Source organism: Sorangium sp. So ce394, from assembly GCF_051474665.1.
Taxonomy (GTDB): domain Bacteria; phylum Myxococcota_A; class Polyangia; order Polyangiales; family Polyangiaceae; genus Sorangium; species Sorangium cellulosum_D.
This window is the reverse complement of the sequence record NZ_CP150339.1, coordinates 9,985,885-10,004,590: the sequence shown is the minus strand read 5'-3', so window position 1 is coordinate 10,004,590 and position 18,706 is coordinate 9,985,885. Positions and strand designations below refer to the sequence as shown.

Here is an 18,706-nt window from a genome sequence, read left to right as displayed (position 1 = left end):
GCGTGTCGTACGGATCCCCGGAGCCCTGCTCTCCCGGCCCGGGGATCCGCACGACGACCCTCACCTCACCCACGGAGCAACATGGGATCTCTGCCGCCCGGCCCGAAGTCGTTCAGCCTCGTGGACTACATCCGCTCTGGATTCATCTCCTCCGAGCCCGTCTTCAAGCGCTACGCCGCCGAGCACGGCCCGACGTTCCGCGTGAAATCTCCGAACGGGATGCTGACCATCACGGGCGATCCGGAGGCGATCCGCGCGATCTACACGGCCGACCCCGACACGTTCGGGGTCTGGGCCGCCGCGCTGGCCGAGCCGGTCTTCGGGACGAGCTCGGTGGTCGTGACGACGGGCGCCCGGCACCGGCGCGATCGGAAGCTGCTCGGGCCGCCGTTCGGCGCCGGCGCGATGCGCGGTTATGGCGAAGCGATCGCGGACATCAGCCTGGGCGAGGCGTCGCGGTGGCGCCCGGGGCGCTCGTTCTCGATGCTCGCGGCGACCCAGGCGATCGCGCTCGACGTGATCGTCCGCGTGGTCTTCGGCGTGAAGGGCGAGGAGCGCGTCGGGCGGACCCGCCTGGCCGTGCTCGCGCTCATCGACTCGCTGAGCCCGAGCTTCTTCGTCCTCCCCGCGCTCCGGCGTGAGTTCGGCGGCTTCGGCCCTTATGCGCGCAACCGGCGCGCGGCCAGGGCGCTCGACGCGCTGCTGGTCGAGGAGGTCCAGCGGAGGCGCGCGGCGGAGGACGCCTCGCCGGACATCCTGGGCCTGATGATGAGCGCCCGGCACGACGACGGCGGGGGCATGAGCGACGCCGAGATCGCGGATCAGCTCCGCGCGCTCTTGTTCGCGGGCCACGAGACGACGGCCATGTCGCTCGGGTGGGCGATGTACTGGCTGCACCGCGAGCCCGCCGTGCTCGCGCGCCTCCGCGCCGAGATCGACGCGCTCGGCCCGTCGCCCGCGCCGGACGCGCTCGCGTCGCTGCCGTACCTGGAGGCGGTGTGTCTCGAGGCGCTGCGCATCCACCCGCCGGTGGTCGACGTCGGCCGCGTCGCGAAGAGGCCTTTCCAGCTCGGGCGCTACACCATCCCGGCCGGCGAGTCCGTCGCCGCCTCACCGCTGCTCCTGCACGGCCGCGAGGATCTCTACCCGTCGCCCGAGCGGTTTCGCCCCTCCCGCTTCCTCGATCGGAAGTTCTCTCCGTTCGAGTTCATCGCCTTCGGCGGCGGCGCGCGCCGGTGCCTGGGTGCGGCGTTCGCGATGTACGAGATGAAGGTCGTCCTCGGCACGATCCTCGGGAGATACCGGCTCCGGCTCGAGAGTCAGGCGCCCATCCAGCACGTGCGCCGCGGGCTCACCATGGGGCCGAGCGGGGGCATGGCGATGATCCTGGAGGGCGAGCGGGAGAGGCCCAGGACGGAGGACGGCGGCGCGGCGGCGGAGGGCAGCCAGGCGGATCCGGCCCTTCAGGGCGTCGCGTCGGGGCCCGCAGCGCGGTGCCCTATGGGCTTCTCCTGAGCGGGGCCCCCCTCGCCGCGCACTCCGGCCGGCGAGGGGTCTCGCCGGCCGTGCGAACCCGCTTGACGATGTTAGTTAGCCTTACTAACTATTGGGGGTGACCGACACGCTGACCGTCTTCACCACGCTGCTGCTCGCGCGGATCGCTCGCGTGGATCGCACCGCCTTGCAGCTGATCCAGGAGCGCCTCGCCGCGCGGGGGGTCACGCTCGCGGAGTTCCGCCTGATCGGCGCGTTGCTCGGAGAGCGCGTGGGGCTCACCCAGCGCGAGCTCGCCGAGCGGCTGCAGATCACGGCCGCGTCGCTCTCGGCCCTCGTCGGCCGCCTCGAAAGGAAGGGGCTCGTCGAGCGGACCCCCGACGAGAGCGACGCGCGCGCGTTCCGCGTGCGCTGCACACGTCAGAGCGCGGAGTACGACTGGGCCCAGGACGTGGTGGTCGAGGTGGAGCGCCGCGCGACGCGGGGCATCCCGGCCGCGGAGCTGGAGACGACGAGGCGTGTCCTCGCCGACATGATCGGCAATCTCGAGATCGACGACACGCCTGTGCCCTCGATAAGGAGGAGAGAGAAATGAAGCTCGCACGCGCCCTCGAGTCCGTTCGTGCGAATCCGCGAGCGGGCGGCGCTCTTCGCGCCCACGTCCTTCGAGCAGCCCCCGACCCGCGCGGAGACGATCAGCTCGCTTCGACCTGAGCCGGCGGTGGATCGGCCCGTCGCCACGCCGCGCTCGCCCGCTATCGGCGAGGGATCCAGGCCCGGAGATGCAGGGCCGGCTTGTGATCCGGGCGAGCGGCTCCAGATTGTCCTTACACACCTACTGTACGAGGAGAGCCATGCTGCAGAAACCCATCGAAGGTGCGTGTTTCCTGTGCGAGGCCAGCGCGGCGCGCTGGAACGATCCGGCGGCGGCCGGCGATCCATCGGAGGCGGGCCGCGAGAAGGAGGGCCTCGCGCGGCGGCTCGACGAGCTCAGGAAGGGGGCGTGCACCCCCGAGGAGCTCCGCTCCCACCTCCTGCAGATGTGCGCGATGTGCCAGAAGGTGCTGATGGATGTGGGCGAGGGCGCGACGAAGGAGGAGGTCATCTCCCGGCTGGAGTACCGCGTCGCGCGCCTGCGGGACGTGGCGCGCGCCGAGGGCGGGGCCGCCGGCTGAGGCCGCGTCGAGGCGATCGCTGTCCGCGATGGAGAGGACAGCCGACGTGCAGGCGAGGCGACAAGGACGGATCACGGACGTCCTCGTTATGCGATGTCGCGGCGCCGCGAGCGCTCTCGTGCTGTCCGGACATCGCGGCAGAGGCGGCGAGGCGCCGCGCGGAATCTCGGGGCGAGGCGCGTGGGAGCCGGGCGAGCGGCGCCGGGAAATTCGCGTGCGGGGGGGTGGGATCACCCACTACGCTGGGCACCTCCTCGAACCGCGAAGGCTACCATGAGCGATGACATCGTTGAGCTGACCACGAAGCACACGTACGGCACCTGGCGCGCTCAGCGCGGCTGGAAGCCGATCCACGTCACCCGCGCGGAGGGCTGCGCGTTCTGGGATGCGTCCGGCAAGCGCTATCTGGACCTGTCCTCGCAGCTCATCTGCTCGAACCTCGGACACCAGAACGAGGCCGTGATCGAGGCGATTTGCGCGCAGGCGCGGCAGCTCGCCTACATCAGCCCGGCGCACACGTGCGAGGTGCGGGTCCGGGCGGCGCAGAAGCTCCTGGAGGTGATGCCGAAGGGGCTCGACAAGTTCTTCTTCGCGACGTCGGGCACCGAGGCGAACGAGGCGGCGATCAAGATGGCGCGGCTCTACACGGGCAAGCACAAGATCATCGCGCGCTATACGTCGTACCACGGCTCGACGGCGGGCTCGGTCGCGGCGACCGGCGACTTTCGCCGCTGGTTCATCGAGCCGGCCGGCAAGATCCCGGGCGTTGTGTTCGGCCCGGAGGTGAACTGCTATCGCTGCCCGCTCGGCCGGAGCTATCCCGAGTGCGGCGTCGCGTGCGCCGACTACCTGGCTTACATGATCGACCACGAGGAGAACGTGGCGGCGGTGCTGGTCGAGCCGATCGTGGGCACGAACGGCGTCCTCATCCCGCCGGCCGAGTACCTGCCGCGGATCGCCGAGGTCGCGCGAAAGCGGGGCGTGCTCCTCATCGCGGACGAGGTGATGAGCGGGTGGGGAAGGACCGGAAAGTGGTTTGCGGTCGATCACTGGGGGGTGGTGCCGGACATCCTGACGACCGCGAAGGGCGTGACGAACGCGGCCGCGCCGCTCGGGGTGGTGGCGACCTCGCGCGCGATCGCGGACTACTTCGATGACAACATGTTCGCCCACGGCCACACCTACGAGGCCCACCCCCTCACGCTGGCCCCGGTGGTCGCCGCGATCGACGAGTATCGGCGGCTCGACCTCCTGAACCGCGCGACGAAGATGGGAGAGATCGTGGGCGAGAAGCTCCGCGCCCTCAAGGAGAAGCACCCCTCGATCGGCGATGTGCGCGGGATCGGCCTGTTCTGGGCGGTGGAGCTCGTGAAGGACCGCGCGACGAAGGAGCCGTTCAACGTGCCGCAGGACAAGGCGGCTCGGCGGCCCCTGGTGGTCGACGCGGTGGTCGCCGAGGCGGCGAAGCGCGGGGTGTCGCTCATGGGGTGGGTGAGCCACCTGCTCGTGGCGCCGCCGCTCATCATCAGCGAGGCGGAGATCGAGGAGGGGATCGCGGCGCTCGACGCGGCGCTCGACGTCGCCGATCAGAAGCTCTCGGCCTGAGGCGCCCCGAGGGCCAGGCGGCCCGCGGGGCGGTCGGGCGGCCTGGCCCGGGCCGGCGCGGCCCCCCGCGGGCCAGGGGACTGGCGTGCTATGCTTGCGGGCATGACCGCACGTTGGAACGGCATCCCGACCCGTCCGCCCCGGAACACGGGGCCGATCGAGCTGCGGGACTTCGGGCCGACCGGCCGCCGGCTGGGTACGCCCGACGACTGTTACGACGGCAGCCCGTGGGAGCTGCACCGCGGGGAGCTGATCGAGCAGATGGGCAGCAAGGATATCCACGGCATCGTGATGGCCCTCCTCGCTGCCCTCTTCCGCACGCACGCGCGCGAGGGGTTCACGGTGATGACCGACGTGTACTGCGACCTCAGCGACCCGGCGGGGCCCTCGCTCCGGGCGCCGGACGTGGTGCTCGTGGGCGACCTCTCGTCGCCGCGGAACGACGCCTACCGCGGCACGCCGGTGCTGGCCGTGGAGATCCGGGGCACCCAGTCGAAGCGCTACCTCGAGGAGAAGGTGAAGCTGTACCTGGAGCACGAGTGGCCCTGGGTCTGGATCGCGCACGCGGAGCGGCGGGAGCTCGAGGTCGTGCGGCCGGGGACGGCGTCGATCACCTACCGGCCGGGCGCCGAGGTGCCGCTCCTGCCGGAGCTGGACAAGCACGGCCTCGGCGCCGTGCCGGTCGCGGCGCTGTTCGAGGAGCGCGAAGCGTCGCGGTTCACGGACGAGTGGGTGCGGGCGCGCACCCACGCGCGCGCGATCCTCGCGGTGCTCTCCGCGCGGGGGATCGCGGTGCCCGAGGCGGTGCAGGCCCGGGTGCTCGCGTGCGAGGACCCGGCGGCGCTCGGGCGCTGGCTGACGAGCGCGGCGACGGCGGCGAGCGGCGCAGCGTTCGCGGCGGCGGTGGAGCGCGGGTGACGCCGGCGGCCGTCACCGGCCCGAGGGGGCCGGCGGCGGCGCCGAGCCGGGCGCGCACGCGGCGGCGCGCCCGAGGAGCAGCTCGCGCTCGCGCGCGTTGCGCGTGAGCGACGCGGCGCGCTCGAACTCGACGCGCGCCTCGTCGAGGCGGCCGAGCTTCGCGAGGAGGTCGCCGCGCACGCTCGGCAGGAGGTGGTAGCTCTCGAGGGCGCGCTCCGAGGTCAGCGCGTCGACCACGGCGAGGCCCGCGGCCGGGCCGAACGCCATCGAGAGCGCGACGGCGCGGTTGAGCTCGACCACGGGCGACGGCGTGACCTGGGCGAGCGCCGCGTAGAGCGCCGCGATGCGCGCCCAGTCGGTCTCGGCCGCGGCGCGCGCCCGCGCGTGGCAGGCGGCGATCGCGGCCTGGAGCGCGTAGGGCCCCCGCGCGCCGCCGAGCTGCTCGGCGCGCTCCAGCGCGGCGAGGCCGCGGCGGATCAGGAGGTGATCCCAGAGGGCGCGGTTCTGATCCAGGAGCAGGATGGGCTCGCCCGACGGGCCGACCCGCGCCCTCGCGCGCGACGCCTGGATCTCCATGAGCGCGGCCAGGCCGTGGACCTCCGGCTCCTTCGGGACGAGCTCGGCCAGGATGCGGCCGAGGCGGAGCGCGTCCTCGCAGAGGGCAGGGCGCATCCAGTCGTCGCCGGCGGTCGCCGCGTAGCCCTCGTTGAAGATGAGGTAGACGACCTGGAGCACCGAGGACAGCCGGGGCGCGAGCTCGGCCCCGCGGGGGACCTCGAAGGGGACGCGCGCCTCGGCGAGGGTCCGCTTGGCCCGGACGATGCGCTGGGCGACGGTCGGCTCCGGGACCAGGAACGCGCGCGCGATCTCCTCGGTCGTCAGGCCTCCGAGCAGGCGGAGCGTGAGCGCCACCTGCGCCTCGGTGGAGAGGACCGGGTGGCAGGCGGTGAACACGAGGCGCAGGAGGTCGTCGCCCACGTCGTCGTCGAGCGCGGCGTCCGGATCGGGCGCGGCCATCGCGCGCTGGGCCTCGATCTCGTGGCCGAGCTCCTCGTGCTTCCTCTCGAGCAGCTTGCTCCGGCGGAGCTCGTCGATCGCGCGGCGCTTCGCGGTGGCCATGAGCCACGCGCCCGGGTTGTCCGGGACGCCCGACTCCGGCCACCGCTCGAGCGCGGCGACGAGCGCGTCCTGCGCGAGCTCCTCGGCGAGGCCGACGTCGCGCACCATCCGCGTGAGGCCGGCGATGAGCCTGGCCGACTCGATCCGGAAGACCGCGTGGATCGCGCGATGCGCGTCGGGAGCCGTCACGGCGACCGATCAGAGCAGCTTCCTCCGCCGGCGCAAGCCCCCTCGGCCGCCGCGATCCCCCCGGGCGCGCCGTGGCTACTTCTTCGCCTCGACCTGCGCCCGCAGGCGATCCTCCTGCTCCCGGAGCTCGGGCGTGAGCGCGGGGCCGAAGTCGTCCGCCGTGAACACCTGGCGGATCTCGATCTCGGAGTCCTCGTACATGGGGTTGGGGCAGCGCTTCACCCACTCGATGGCTTCTTCCTTCGACTTCACCTCCCAGATCCAGAAGCCCGCGATCAGCTCCTTGGTCTCGGCGAAGGGCCCGTCGATCACGGTCCGCTTGTCGCCGGAGAACCTGACGCGCGCGCCCTTCGCGCTCGGGTGGAGCCCGTCGCCCGCGACCATCACGCCAGCCTTCACCAGCTCCTCGTTGAACTTCCCCATCTCGGTGAGGAGCTGCTCGCTCGGCATGACGCCCGCTTCGCTGTCCTTGGTGGCCTTGATCAGGATCATGAATCGCATGGTCGTTCTCCTTGCTTCCGTGGGGAGCCGGGCTTCCGGGCTCCGGCAGGGGTGCGTCCCTGGCTCTACCGACGCGACGAACCGGAAGGGGCAAGATCGACACGCGGGGCGATCTTTTTTGCGGATGATGATAAGTCGGCGAACCTATTGAATTTTTCGCGCTCCGGCGGCCGGCTCCCGACCGGGATCTCGAGCGCCGCCTCCAGCGGCCCTCTCTCCGGGGTGCCGTGGCCGGCGCTGCCGGGTTTCGCTAGAAGCGGCTGTGCAGCAGCGCGCCGCCGCCGCCCGGCAAGATCGCGGGCGTGAGGGCGACCGAGGTGCCCTGCTCCGGCGTCGTCAAGAAGAGCACCAGGCCGGCGCCGAGCCCGGCGAGGCCGATGGCGCCGAGCACGGTGCTCGTGGTGGTGAGCGTCTGGCCCCGGGAGCTCAGCGACATGCCCTCGTCGCTGCACCGCGAAGGATCCGGGCACTCCTTCTCGAGATCCCCCTTCGCGCCGATCGCGAGCCCGCCCGTGATGAGGCTGCCGCCCAGGGCCGCGACGCCGACGCCGCCGACCACGAACGCGAGCGTCCGCCGCGCGCTGGAGGCGGGGGGCGGCGGGGCGTCCGGGGGAGGCGAGGGGGCCTGCGGCGCGGTGGACACGGGGAGCGGGGGCGGCGGCGCGGCGGCGACCGGCGGCGGCTCGAGGCGCACGTCCTTGCGCGCGCCCTCCGCGACCGACACGCGCGCCTCGGCCTGCCGGCCGTCCGCCCACCTCGCGACGATCACGTGGTCGCCGGGATCGACCGGGAGCTCGCTGCCGAGGCTGGCCTGCGGCATCGCGGCCCGGTCGAGGACCACCTCCGAGGGCGCCGGCGCGCCGTCCGCGACCTGCACGACCAGCTTGGGCAGGCGCGGCTCGAGCTCCGCGATGCGCTGCTGGGTGATCGGGAGGCGGGGGTCGCCGGGCGTCAGCTGCGTGAGGAGCTCCTTGTAGTGCTGCGTTGCGCTGACGAACCGCCCGAGCTCGGCCTCGCACTGCGCGAGGTTGAACAGGGTGCCGCGAGCCGGATACAGCTCCTGGCTCTTGCGGAAGAGCGGAATCGCACGGACGCAGTCGCGCGCCTCCAGGGCCGCGCGGCCCTGCTCGAAGAGCGCCTGCGCGTCGGCCGCTCTGGAGCTCGTGGGCTGCGCGGCTGCCGCCCGGCTCATCGCGCAGACGAGGGCGAACGACAGGAGGCCACGCGCCGCCGCGCGAGCCCTTGCTTGCTTCGTCAGTTCCATAGCGTTCCTGGATCCACGGGCTTCTTCGGCGGGGCGGCCGTCGGGCGCGGTGTTGGCTTACGTGGCGATGCGGTCCCGGCGCTCGCGCTCGGCTTGGGGGCGGGCGCTGTCGGAGACGCCGCTGGCCTCGCCGTGGGGCCGGCAGAGGCGCTCTCGGGGCGATCCGAGCTGACCGCTTGCCCAGGGGCCGCGGTCTCCGTGGGCTCCGCGGAGGGCGCGGCCGTCGCCACGGTGGGCGCGCCGGGCGCGGCCGTCGCCGCGCCGGCGGCGACGAGGGACGCCGGAGGAGGCTCAGGCGATGCGATCGAGGTCACGGGCGCGCCGTCGCCCACCGGCCCGTTGGCCGTCAGCCGCCACGCGAGGACGAACCCGGCCAGCAGGCACGCGCCGGCGGCGCCGGCGAGCAGCGCCACGCGGCTCCGCGGCGTGCGCGTCCGCGTGGTGTTGCCCCAGGAGGCGTGGGGCAGCGTCGCGTGCGCCGTCTCCGCCGCCTCGCTGCCGGGCGACGACGGCGTGCCCGGCGGAGGCGCCGGCATGGGGGCCGTCGTCGCGTGCTCGGGCGCTCCGACCCACGAGGGCGACGACGCGGTGAACGCGCCGGCCGCCACGGTGGGCGCGGCCACGGCCGGCGAGGAGTCGGCGCGGGGCGCGGGCTCCGGCAGGAGCCGGTCGATGCTCTCGAACGCGAGCCTCGCGCGGTGCGTCCCGAAAGGCGCGAGCACGCGGGCGATCTCGGTCACGCTCTGGACGCGGGCGTTCGGGTCCTTCACGAGGCACCGGCTCACGAGCGCCGCGACGGCCGGGGGCACGTCCGGCCGCAGCGCCGTGACGGAGGCGGGCGTGTCCATCATGATGGCCGCCGTGACCGCGGTGACGCTGTCGCCCTCGAACGGGTGCCGCCCCGTGAGCATGCGATACAGGATCACGCCGAGGGCCCAGATGTCCGTGCGCACATCCGCGAACTTCAGGCTGCGGATCTGCTCGGGCGACATGTAATGGATGGAGCCCATGATGAGGCCGGTCGCGGTCAGGCTCGCCTCCTTGACGGAATCGCCGGTGGCGATGAACTTCGATAGACCGAAGTCGAGGACCTTGAGGAGGGGAGTCCCGTCGGGGCGGCGGGTGAGGAAGAGGTTCTTCGGCTTGAGGTCGCGGTGGATGATGCCGCGCGCGTGGGCCTCGGCGATGGCCTCGCAGGCCTGAAGGAGGTAGTCGGCCGCGTCGGCGAGCGGGAGGGGGCCGCGGGTCTGGAGCACGTGGCCGAGATCGTCGCCGGTCAGGTACTCCAGCACCATGTAGGCCGCGCCCGTGTCGAGCGTGCCCACGTCGAGGACGCGCGCGATATGCTGTCCGTCGAGGGCAGCGGCGGCGCGGGCCTCGCGGAGGAAGCGGGCGCCGGCGTCGGGGAGCGCCGCGGCCTCGGGGAGGAGGAACTTGACCGCGACGCGGCGCTCCAGGACGAGGTGCCACGCCGCGAGGACCACGCCCATGCCGCCCGCGCCGAGGACGCGCTCGATGCGGTACTTGCCCGCGAGGACGTCGCCGGGCACGGGGACGCCGGAGGGGACGGCGGGCTGCTGCGGCATGGTGGGTGGAGAGCGTAGCCGCGCGGTGGCGCAGAGTACAAGAGGCGGGCGGCCTTCGGAGCACGAGCGGCGGCGTCGCCGGCCGAGCGCGCAGGATGGCGCAGGCTACGGCTCGGCCCCGAGCCGCTCGGCGGCCTTCTTCTGCTGGAGCCGGTGCTTGATGGCCCCGAAGATGACGGGCGCCACCGAGACGAAGATGATCAGATAGACGACCCGCTCGATCTGCTTCGCGTCGAAGACCTTGCCCAGGAAGTACCCGAGGAAGGTCATCGAGAAGACCCAGAGCACGCCGCCCACCACATTGAACATCGCGAAGCGCCGGTACGCCATCTGCCCCACGCCCGCCACCACCGGGGCGAACGTCCGGGCGAACGGCATGAAGCGCGCGAGGATGATCGTCTTGCCGCCGTGCTTCTCGTAGAACTTCTGCGTCGCGATCAGGTGATCTTTGCGGAACAGGAGCGATTGCTCGCGCGTGAAGATCTTCGGCCCGGCGCGCCGCCCGATCGAGAAGCCCACCGCGTCGCCGACGATCGCCATCGTCATCAGCGTGACGTTCATCAGGAGCAGGTTCTGGAAGTTCGTCAGATTGAATGGGTTGATGAGCCCCGCATTGACGAGCACCCCGGCCGTGACGAGCAGCGAGTCCCCCGGAAGGAAGAACCCGATGAGCAGCCCCGTCTCGGCAAAGATGATGATCATCAGGACGGGGTAGCCGCCCCACTCGAGGAGCGACTCGAGCTCCCTCAGCCTGCTGAAAAATTCACGGAGGAGTTCCACGCCCGCTCGATAGCTCACCTCGGCGGCCGCGTCGAACCCCGCGTGCACCCCCGCCCGCGCCCCCGCCGCCGGCGTCCAGCGCGGCCGCTCCCGCGCGCGCCGCTCCCGAGCGCGCCGCGACCCGCGCCCGCGGGACGCCGCGCCGCCTCGCCCGGCCCTCCGCCCGCGCCCCCGGCGGCGCCCAGCGCCCGGAGGCGCCCCAGGAGACGAGCCGCCGGCCGCCCGCGACGGCGTGGCCGCGCGCGCTACCGCGCATAGCGCGCCAGGTACTCCTTGAGGTGCAGCTTCCGGGCGGCGCTCTCGGACGACATGTAACGGATCGTGCCGAAGATCTCCCGCTCCGGCCCCCAGGCCCGATCGTAGCGGCCGAGCACCCAGAAGATGCCCGACGTGGAGTTCGGGTCGCGGCCGTCGAGCGCATACCGGTCGTTGAGCTCGATCATCACCTCGAGCGCCTCGCGCGGCGTCCGCGACCACTCCAGGATCTTCTTGCCCCAGAGCATGCGCAGGTAATTGTGGATTCGGCCCTCGCGGAGGAGCTCGACCTGCGAGGCGTTCCAGATGCGATCGTAGGTCGCCCCGGCGGCGAGCGCCTCGAGCGGGTAGAGGCGGGGGCGCCGGTCGCGCTCGTGCTTTGCCAGCGTCGCGAGCGCCCAGTCCGGGAGAGACTCGTAATCGGTCGGATCGCGCTTCCACGAGAGGCGCGGCCCGTCTCCCTCGCTCGCCCCGAGCGCGAAGGCGTTGAACCCGAGCTCCCGCCACGTGACGAGCTGCTCGAGGAACGCCTCGGCCGAGGCGCTCATCCCCCAGAACCCCTCGCGGCTGCCGCTCGGCCTGACGACGCCGCCTTCGGGGCGGCCGAGCCGCTCGGCGCGGAAGCGCTCGCGCCGGGCGACGGCGGCGAAGGCCTCGTGCGCCGCGAGGTGGCCGAAGTGCAGGTACGGCGACAGGCCGCTCGCCGCGCCGGCGTCGGGGTGATCGCGCCCGTCCAGGTAGCGCGGGAGCCGCTCGGCGACGAAGCGCGCGAGCTCCTCGCCGGCCGCCTCCGGGCCGCCCCGGCGCGAGACCGGCGCGACGGTGTGATCGATGGGGAGCGCGGCGAGCGCGGCAGGGTCGCCCTCGAGCAGCGCCGGAGAGGCCGCCGGCCACCGCCGCGCGATCGCGCGGGGGAGCGGCGCCGCCGGCCGGAGCCTCGCCTTCTTCAGCGGATCGACCGCCGGCTGCGCGCCGAGGTGCTCGCCGATGACCCGCTGCCAGAAGATGCGGAACGAGCGCGCGGTCGTGAACACCCGATCGGCCGCGCGGATCGGCAGGAGTCCGTTCGAGTCCACCTGCTCCAGGCGGACGGGCACCTGCCGCGCGGCCGAGGCGACCATCCGGGGGAGGAAGAAGCACGGGTAGTCGTCCGTCACGACCACGCACGCCCGCGCCGCGAGCGCGCCGAGCAGGCCCTTGCCGGCCCCCGCGGCGGGCTCGACGTACGGGTGCGCGAGGACGCCCGCCGCCGCGAGGCGGCGCGCGTTGTCGGCCATGCCGTCGATCACGAAGCGATGGTGCCTGTCGCTCGCCCAGCGGTAGCCGCACCGGAGCGCCTCCAGCACCACGAGCGGCCGATCGAGCGCGAGCGACCAGGCGACCGCGCGCTCCAGACCGAAATTGTACCGGGTCCGGCGACTCGCGATCATCCAGTAAAGCACGTAATCGCCGTCCTCGCGGACGGGCATCGCGTTGCGGGTGCGGAGCCGGAGATCGGGGACGCTGCTCGAGATCACGAGAGCTCCTAGCACGGCGCGGCAGGGGCGCGCAGATCCGCCGGGCAGGATCGCCCGGAGCGGCCCGGCCCCTCGGGATCCGCCCTTACTTGCGCCGCGGTGAGGGCGGCCTCAGGTACCGCCGCAGCCGTCGCTCATCGGCGCACGAGCGCGACGCGCGAGGAGGGGCAACATGGCTCTTGATATCCTGAAAGAGCGGGGGATACCGCTCGACCGCCAGTCGTTCAACTGGCGCGATCTCGTCCAGGTCCCGTACAGCAAGCTCGACGACGACGCGTTCACCCGGGTCCGCGTCATCCTGATGAACGGCATCGAGCTCGAGAGCGTGCGGTTCCTGCACAGCTTCGCGCGCATGAACCGGGATCTCCGCCGCGTGCTCGCACAGGTGCGGCGCGTCGACCACCACCAGGTCACGCTGGTGAACTGGCTCAACCCGCCGGACCAGTCGCCGCTCGAGACCACCATCGGATACGAGCAGGTCGCCATCGAGATCACCGCGCACGCCGCGCTGTCGGAGCCCGACCCGTACCTCGCGCAGGTCTACCGCTTCGGCATGCTCGAGGACTACGACCACCTCTACCGCTACTCGGCGCTCCTCGATCGCCTGGAAGGCAAGGACGCGAACAACCTCCTGCAATCGTACACCGACGTGACCGTGGGTCGCCCCACCGCGGTGGAGCACCGCGCCCCCGAGGACGACGTGCGCGCGCCGTACGACCGCGAGACCGCGAGCCCGATCACGAAGCTCAACGCGCTCACGATCATGGCCGCCGAGCAGCAGACGCACAACTACTACGTCAACGTCGGGCCGTTCTTCGCCGACCCGGTGGCCCGGCTGCTCTACGCCGAGATCGCCTCGATCGAGGAGCAGCACGTCACCCAGTACGAGGCGATGATCAACCCCGAGGAGACCTGGCTCGAGAAGTGGATCCTGCACGAGGCCAACGAGGTCTACAACTACTGGAGCTGCCTCCAGCAAGAGCAGAACGCCCACGTCAAGCGGATCTGGGAGCGGTTCCTCGATTACGAGCTCGGGCAGCTCCACGTGGCCATCGACCATTTCAACCGGCTCGAGGGGCGCGACGCGGCCGAGATCCTGCCCGCCTCGCTGCCGGACCCGGTCTCCCACAAGAGCCACCGCCAGTTCGTGCGCGACGTGCTCTCCCGGGAGGTGCACCTCCGCGCCGTCGGCGAGCAGATCGTCGACCCGACCGTCATCCCGGAGAGCGCCGCGACGCTCGCTTATCGGCAGCAGATGAACTCCGCCGGCTCGCCCTCCGAGATCGTGGCCGCGGGCTACCGGTTCACGCCCGGCACCGAGCTCTCGCGGCGCGCCGAGAAGATCGACGGACAAAAGGAGGCGACGCCATGAAGCAGATCACGATCGGGACCAACACCACGGGCATCGCGACCTCGCCCATCGACAGCAAGGAGCTCATCGAGTTCGCGCAGGCGATCCCGCCGAGCTCCTCCGGGAGCGAGGCCGACGCCGCGGCGGTCAGGAGCGAGTACGCGCGGGAGTCGGGCACGGTCGGGAGCGTGCCGCCGCCGGTGAGCCTCAAGGGCATGGTCAAGGCGGCCGGGGAGCTCATCCAGGGCAGGCCGCCGGCGCTCCTCATCGACAAGCTCGGCGAGCGCCTCCAGTTCGAGCGCTCGGGCACGCGCCTCTACGAGGCGCTGATCGCCAAGCACGACGCCGAGGGGGGCTTCGAGGGAGGGCCGACGCGCGCGGACCTCGAGGCGATCCGCGACGACGAGCTCCGGCACTTCGCGCTGCTGAAGCGCGCGATCGAGCGGCTCGGGGCCGATCCGACCGCGATGACGCCCAGCGCCGACATGATCGGCCTGGCGTCGGCCGGCGTGCTCGCGGTCGCCGTCGAGCCGAGGATCAACTTCGGGCAGAGCCTGCAGGCGCTGCTCGTCGCCGAGCTCACGGACAACGACAGCTGGCGGATGCTCATCGATCTGGCGACCGCGTACGGCCAGGACGATATGGTCGCCGAGTTCCGCGTGGCCGAGCAGCACGAGGCGCGCCACCTCGAGCTCGTGCGCGGGTGGCTGTCCTGCAAGCTCGCGCTCGACGCGCGCGGCGCGCCCACCACCTCGACGCCGCAGCAAGCCGCCTGACGCGTCCACCACGACGGCGCCGCAGCGAGCCGCCCGGCGCGCCCCGCGGGCCGGGCGATCGGGCATCGCCATGAGGCGCGCGGCCCGCGCGGCGGGCCGTAGACCTGCCTCGGCGATCTCGGTATGACCCTCGGGGCGCGGGCGCGGCGCATGCGGAATGCCGCCGAGGACTCCGCGCCTCGGGTGAATCCATGGACCTGCCCCAGAAGCTCCGATCGCTGTTCCTGCTGCCCCTCCTCGCGCCGCTCGCCTGCGGCGGCGCTCCCGCGCCGGCGCCCGCGCCGCCCCAGCAGGCCGCCGCGCCGGCCCCGGCAGCCCCGGCCGCCGCGGCGCCCGCCGCGCCGGCGAAGGCCGCGCCGCGCGCCGACGCGACGCTCCTCCCGCGGCGCGTCCTCTTCGGCAACCCCGATCGCGCGTCTCCCCAGATCAGCCCGGATGGCCAGCGGCTCGGGTTCCTCGCCCCCTCGGAGGGCGTGCTCAACCTGTGGATCGGCCCCGCCTCGGATCCATCGGCGGCCAAGCCGGTCACGAAGGAAAAGACCCGCGGCGTTCGCACGTTCCTGTTCCCGTACGCGAGCGATTACGTCCTCTACCGCCAGGACAAGGGCGGCGACGAGAACTGGCATGTCTACGCCGTCGAGCTCAAGACCGGGCAGATCAAGGACCTCACGCCGTTCGAGGGCATCTCCGCGACGTTCGAGGGGGTGAGCAAGAAGATCCCGGACGAGATCCTGATCGGCATGAACGATCGGGACAAGAAGCACCACGACCTCTACCGCGTCTCCGTCCGCACCGGCGAACGCAAGCTCGTGCGGCAGAACGACGGGTTCGCGGGGTTCGTCGCCGACGACGACTTCAAGGCGCGGCTCGCGGTGCGGATGACGACCGACGGAGGCCAGGAGCTCCTCGACATCACCGGCAAGGAGCCGAAGCCCTTCGTCGCGTTCGGGCACGAGGACGCCGCGACCAGCGGGCCGATCGGCTTCGACGCGACCGGTAAGACGCTCTATTTCCGGGACAGCCGCGGCCGCGACACCGCCGCGCTCGTCACCCTCGACCCGAGGACCGCGAAGCCCGCGGTGGTCGCCGAGGACCCGAAGGCCGATGTCAGCGGGGTGATCGTCCACCCGGCGACCGGCAAGGTGCAGGCGGCCGCCTCCGAGCACGAGCGCAAGCGCTGGCACGTGGTCGACAAGAGCCTCCAGCCGGACCTCGACGCCCTCCGCGCGGTCGCCGACGGCGACCTCGAGGTGCTGAGCCGCTCGCTCGACGACAAGCGGTGGACCGTCGGTTACACCGTCTCCGACGGCCCGGTCCGGTACTACCTCTACGATCGCCCCTCGAAGAAGGCGACGTTCCTCTTCACGAACCGGACGGCGCTCGAGTCGCAGCCGCTCGTGAAGATGCGGCCCGTCGTCATCAAGGCGCGCGACGGCCTCGAGCTCGTGAGCTACCTGTCGCTGCCGCGCGCCGCCGACCCCGACGGGGACGGCAAGCCGGACAAGCCGCTCTCGACGGTGCTCCTCGTCCACGGCGGCCCCTGGGCGCGCAGCTCCTTCCGCCTCGACCCGATGCACCAGTGGCTCGCGAACCGCGGCTACGCCGTGCTGAGCCCCAACTTCCGCGGCTCGACGGGCTTCGGCAAGAGGTTCGTCAACGCGGGCGACCTCGAGTGGGCGGGCAAGATGCACGACGACCTGCTCGACGCGGTGGCCTGGTCGGTCGCGCAGGGCATCGCCGACAAGGAGCGCGTGGCGATCATGGGCGGCAGCTACGGCGGCTACGCGACGCTCGTCGGCCTCACCTTCACGCCCGAGACCTTCGCCTGCGGCGTCGACATCGTCGGCCCGTCGAACCTCGTGACCCTGCTCGAGTCGATCCCGCCCTACTGGGCGCCGATGCTCGAGCTCTTCGCCAAGCGGGTCGGCGACCCCCGCACCGAGGCGGGCCGCGAGCTCCTGCGCCTGCGCTCGCCGCTCTACCGCGCCGACCAGATCAAGCGGCCGCTCCTCATCGGCCAGGGCGCCAACGACCCGCGCGTGAAGCAGGCCGAGAGCGATCAGATCGTCAAGGCGATGACGAGCAAGGGGATCCCGGTGACCTACGTGCTGTATCCCGACGAGGGCCACGGCTTCGCCCGCCCGGAGAACTCCATGTCGTTCAACGCGATCGCGGAGACCTTCCTCGCCCAGTGCCTCGGCGGCTCCTACGAGCCGATCGGCGGCGACTTCCAGGGGGCGAGCCTCACCGTCCCCGTCGGCGCCGAGGTCGTCCACGGCCTCGCCGCGGCGCTCCCCCGGCCCTGATCCCCGCCTGCCGAGGCGCGCCGGCGCCGCGCGCCGCGCGCCTCGCCGGACGCCGCCGCGCCGCTACGTCTGCTGCGTCGACGAGGCCCGCGGGCGCCGCCGCGACCCGGGCCCGCTCACCGGGGGCGCGCTCGAGAGGTCGTCGAGCGTCTCGAGCAGCTGCTCCAGGTCGAACGGCTTGTTGATGATCCTCGTCGCGTCCGGGTGGTCCGGGTCGATGCAGAAGCCGGGATCGCTGAGCGCGGTCACGAGCACGACCGGCGCCGCTCTCCCCTCGGCCACGAGCGTCTCCAGGAGGCGCGGCCCGTCCAGAAACGGCATCACGCAGTCGAGGATGATGACGTCCGGCAGGGCCTGGGAGCGCAGCCGCTCCAGCGCCTCCAGGGGATCGGTGTACCCCTCGACGTCATAGCCCTCCGCCAGCAGCACCTCTTCCAGCGTCTCGACGATCGCGTCGTCGTCGTCGACGACGACGACGCGCCGCCTTCCCCGTCCTGCGTCTCCCTGCTCGTCGCTCACGCTCACCTCGGTGGAGAACTCCGGTGTCACTTCTGGGACCGGCCGCTCTCGCCGTCTACCCTCGGACACCGCATCTGTGCGAATTGTTTACAGGCTCTCCCGGAGCTCGCTCCGGCGACCCCGATCTCCGCCCTCGCGCCGGCGCGCCGCGGGCGACCCCGCGCGGCCTCAGCCACCCGGAGGAGCCTGCCCGGGCGCCTGCAAGAGGTCCGAGGAGCTCCCCATCCGCGTGCGCAGCTGGACGGGCTTCTGGCGCAGCCGGAGGCGCATGTTGATGAGCTCGACGCCGAGCGAGAACGCCATGGCGAAGTAGATGTAGCCCTTGCTGATGTGCTGACCCATGCCGTCGGCCACCAGCACGACGCCGATGAGGAGCAGGAAGCTCAGCGCGAGGATCTTCATGCTCGGGTGGCGGTGGATGAACGCGCCGATCTTGCCGGCGAAGACGAGCATCACGCCCACCGCGATGAACATGGCCACCATCATGATCGAGATGTGCTGCGCCATGCCGACGGCGGTGATGACCGAGTCGAGCGAAAAGACGATGTCGAGCAGCACGATCTGCGCGATGACGGAGGGGAACGACGCCCCGCCCTTCGACGGCGCGTCCTTGTGATCTTCGACCTCGAGCTTGTCGAACATCTCGTGGGTCGCCTTGCCGATCAGGAACACGCCGCCGCCGAGCAGGATCAGGTCACGACCGCTGAAGCCGTGTCCGAACAGGGTGAACAGGGTCGCCTTGAGCCCCATGACCCATGAGATCGCGAGCAGGAGGAGCAGCCGCATCCCGAGGGCGAGCAAGAGGCCGATGCGGCGCGCGAGCGGCTGCCGCTCGGGCGGCAGCTTCGCCGTCATGATGGAAAGGAAGACGATGTTGTCGATTCCAAGAACGATTTCCAGCGCGCTGAGCGTCGCGAGCGTGATCCAGCCGTCGGCGTGCAGAAAGGCGCTCATGTCGGGCATCGGGGTGGCCCTTTGTAGCATGACGCGCCGCGAACGCCCGCGACGTCGTCCCTCGATGGCCCGCTCCCCGGCCAATTCCAGGGCGATCTTGCGCTCGCGTCCAGGGCGCGGGGCCGCCGCCAGCGTCGGTGTGGCCGCTCGCGCGCGCGGCGTGGCGTGGCGCGGCGTGGCGTGGCGTGGCGTTGAAAAGCCCGGCGCTTGACGCAGGATGTTGCGATCCGGTACAGATGATATGGAAGTACGATCAAGTGGATCTGCCTCCTTCCTGGCTTCCAGGCGAGCTCCTGAGGGGTGTTGGCGAGCTCGCCGCGGGGCGCTGTGTCTTTTCGCCACACCGGCGAAGCGGCGTGGTCGTCTGTTCTCCACCTGCAACAGGTAGTCTCATGGA

16 protein-coding genes are annotated in these 18,706 nt (G+C 72.1%); 8 read left to right on the top strand and 8 right to left on the bottom strand.

The window, feature by feature from the left end:
• Positions 1-81: 81 nt before the first annotated feature.
• From WMF33_RS36975 to WMF33_RS36955, 5 genes are all read left to right on the top strand, one after another.
• Complete coding sequence (locus WMF33_RS36975; protein WP_437333007.1) at positions 82-1,515, top strand: cytochrome P450; 1,434 nt, start codon at positions 82-84, stop codon at positions 1,513-1,515.
• A 97-nt stretch (positions 1,516-1,612) separates the two neighbouring features.
• Positions 1,613-2,089: a MarR family winged helix-turn-helix transcriptional regulator gene (locus tag WMF33_RS36970; protein ID WP_437333006.1), complete on the top strand. Its 477-nt coding sequence runs from the start codon at positions 1,613-1,615 to the stop codon at positions 2,087-2,089.
• Positions 2,090-2,348: 259 nt separating this feature from the next.
• Positions 2,349-2,669, top strand: a complete 321-nt coding sequence (locus WMF33_RS36965) for a hypothetical protein (protein WP_061622141.1) — start codon at positions 2,349-2,351, stop codon at positions 2,667-2,669.
• Positions 2,670-2,942: 273 nt separating this feature from the next.
• The gene (locus WMF33_RS36960) at positions 2,943-4,274 is read left to right on the top strand and encodes an aminotransferase family protein (RefSeq protein ID WP_061622142.1); all 1,332 of its coding nucleotides are present in this window, start codon (positions 2,943-2,945) and stop codon (positions 4,272-4,274) included.
• Between the two features lie 102 nt (positions 4,275-4,376).
• Positions 4,377-5,192: a Uma2 family endonuclease gene (locus tag WMF33_RS36955; protein ID WP_437333005.1), complete on the top strand. Its 816-nt coding sequence runs from the start codon at positions 4,377-4,379 to the stop codon at positions 5,190-5,192.
• Between the two features lie 12 nt (positions 5,193-5,204).
• On the opposite strand, the gene WMF33_RS36950 is transcribed toward WMF33_RS36955, so the two are convergent.
• From WMF33_RS36950 to WMF33_RS36925, 6 genes are all read right to left on the bottom strand, one after another.
• The gene (locus tag WMF33_RS36950; protein WP_437333004.1) at positions 5,205-6,500 is read right to left on the bottom strand and encodes an RNA polymerase sigma factor; all 1,296 of its coding nucleotides are present in this window, start codon (positions 6,498-6,500) and stop codon (positions 5,205-5,207) included.
• Positions 6,501-6,575: 75 nt separating this feature from the next.
• Positions 6,576-7,001 (bottom strand): YciI family protein, encoded by a 426-nt coding sequence (locus WMF33_RS36945; RefSeq protein WP_437333003.1) that lies wholly within the window; start codon positions 6,999-7,001, stop codon positions 6,576-6,578.
• A 250-nt stretch (positions 7,002-7,251) separates the two neighbouring features.
• Complete coding sequence (locus tag WMF33_RS36940) at positions 7,252-8,193, bottom strand: tetratricopeptide repeat protein (protein ID WP_437333002.1); 942 nt, start codon at positions 8,191-8,193, stop codon at positions 7,252-7,254.
• A 62-nt stretch (positions 8,194-8,255) separates the two neighbouring features.
• The gene (locus WMF33_RS36935) at positions 8,256-9,851 is read right to left on the bottom strand and encodes a serine/threonine-protein kinase (RefSeq protein ID WP_437333001.1); all 1,596 of its coding nucleotides are present in this window, start codon (positions 9,849-9,851) and stop codon (positions 8,256-8,258) included.
• A 105-nt stretch (positions 9,852-9,956) separates the two neighbouring features.
• A complete protein-coding gene (locus tag WMF33_RS36930) occupies positions 9,957-10,631 on the bottom strand; it encodes a VTT domain-containing protein (protein WP_437333000.1) in 675 nt (224 codons plus the stop codon).
• A 245-nt stretch (positions 10,632-10,876) separates the two neighbouring features.
• Positions 10,877-12,403 carry a deoxyribodipyrimidine photolyase gene (locus tag WMF33_RS36925; protein WP_437332999.1) on the bottom strand — a complete coding sequence of 509 codons (1,527 nt, stop codon included), beginning with the start codon at positions 12,401-12,403 and terminating at the stop codon, positions 10,877-10,879.
• Between the two features lie 172 nt (positions 12,404-12,575).
• Here WMF33_RS36925 and WMF33_RS36920 point away from each other — a divergent pair, with 172 nt between their 5' ends.
• From WMF33_RS36920 to WMF33_RS36910, 3 genes are all read left to right on the top strand, one after another.
• Positions 12,576-13,775 (top strand): hypothetical protein, encoded by a 1,200-nt coding sequence (locus tag WMF33_RS36920; RefSeq protein ID WP_437332998.1) that lies wholly within the window; start codon positions 12,576-12,578, stop codon positions 13,773-13,775.
• Positions 13,772-14,530 (top strand): ferritin-like domain-containing protein, encoded by a 759-nt coding sequence (locus tag WMF33_RS36915; RefSeq protein WP_437332997.1) that lies wholly within the window; start codon positions 13,772-13,774, stop codon positions 14,528-14,530. Before WMF33_RS36920 ends, WMF33_RS36915 begins: the two co-directional genes overlap by 4 nt.
• A 191-nt stretch (positions 14,531-14,721) precedes the next feature.
• Positions 14,722-16,836, top strand: a complete 2,115-nt coding sequence (locus tag WMF33_RS36910; RefSeq protein ID WP_437332996.1) for an alpha/beta fold hydrolase — start codon at positions 14,722-14,724, stop codon at positions 16,834-16,836.
• A 63-nt stretch (positions 16,837-16,899) separates the two neighbouring features.
• Here WMF33_RS36910 and WMF33_RS36905 read toward each other — a convergent pair whose 3' ends face one another.
• Together WMF33_RS36905 and WMF33_RS36900 are read right to left on the bottom strand one after the other, a co-directional pair.
• Positions 16,900-17,385, bottom strand: a complete 486-nt coding sequence (locus WMF33_RS36905; protein WP_437332995.1) for a response regulator — start codon at positions 17,383-17,385, stop codon at positions 16,900-16,902.
• A gap of 138 nt (positions 17,386-17,523) precedes the next feature.
• Positions 17,524-18,309 carry a TerC family protein gene (locus WMF33_RS36900; protein WP_061624282.1) on the bottom strand — a complete coding sequence of 262 codons (786 nt, stop codon included), beginning with the start codon at positions 18,307-18,309 and terminating at the stop codon, positions 17,524-17,526.
• Positions 18,310-18,706: the final 397 nt, after the last annotated feature.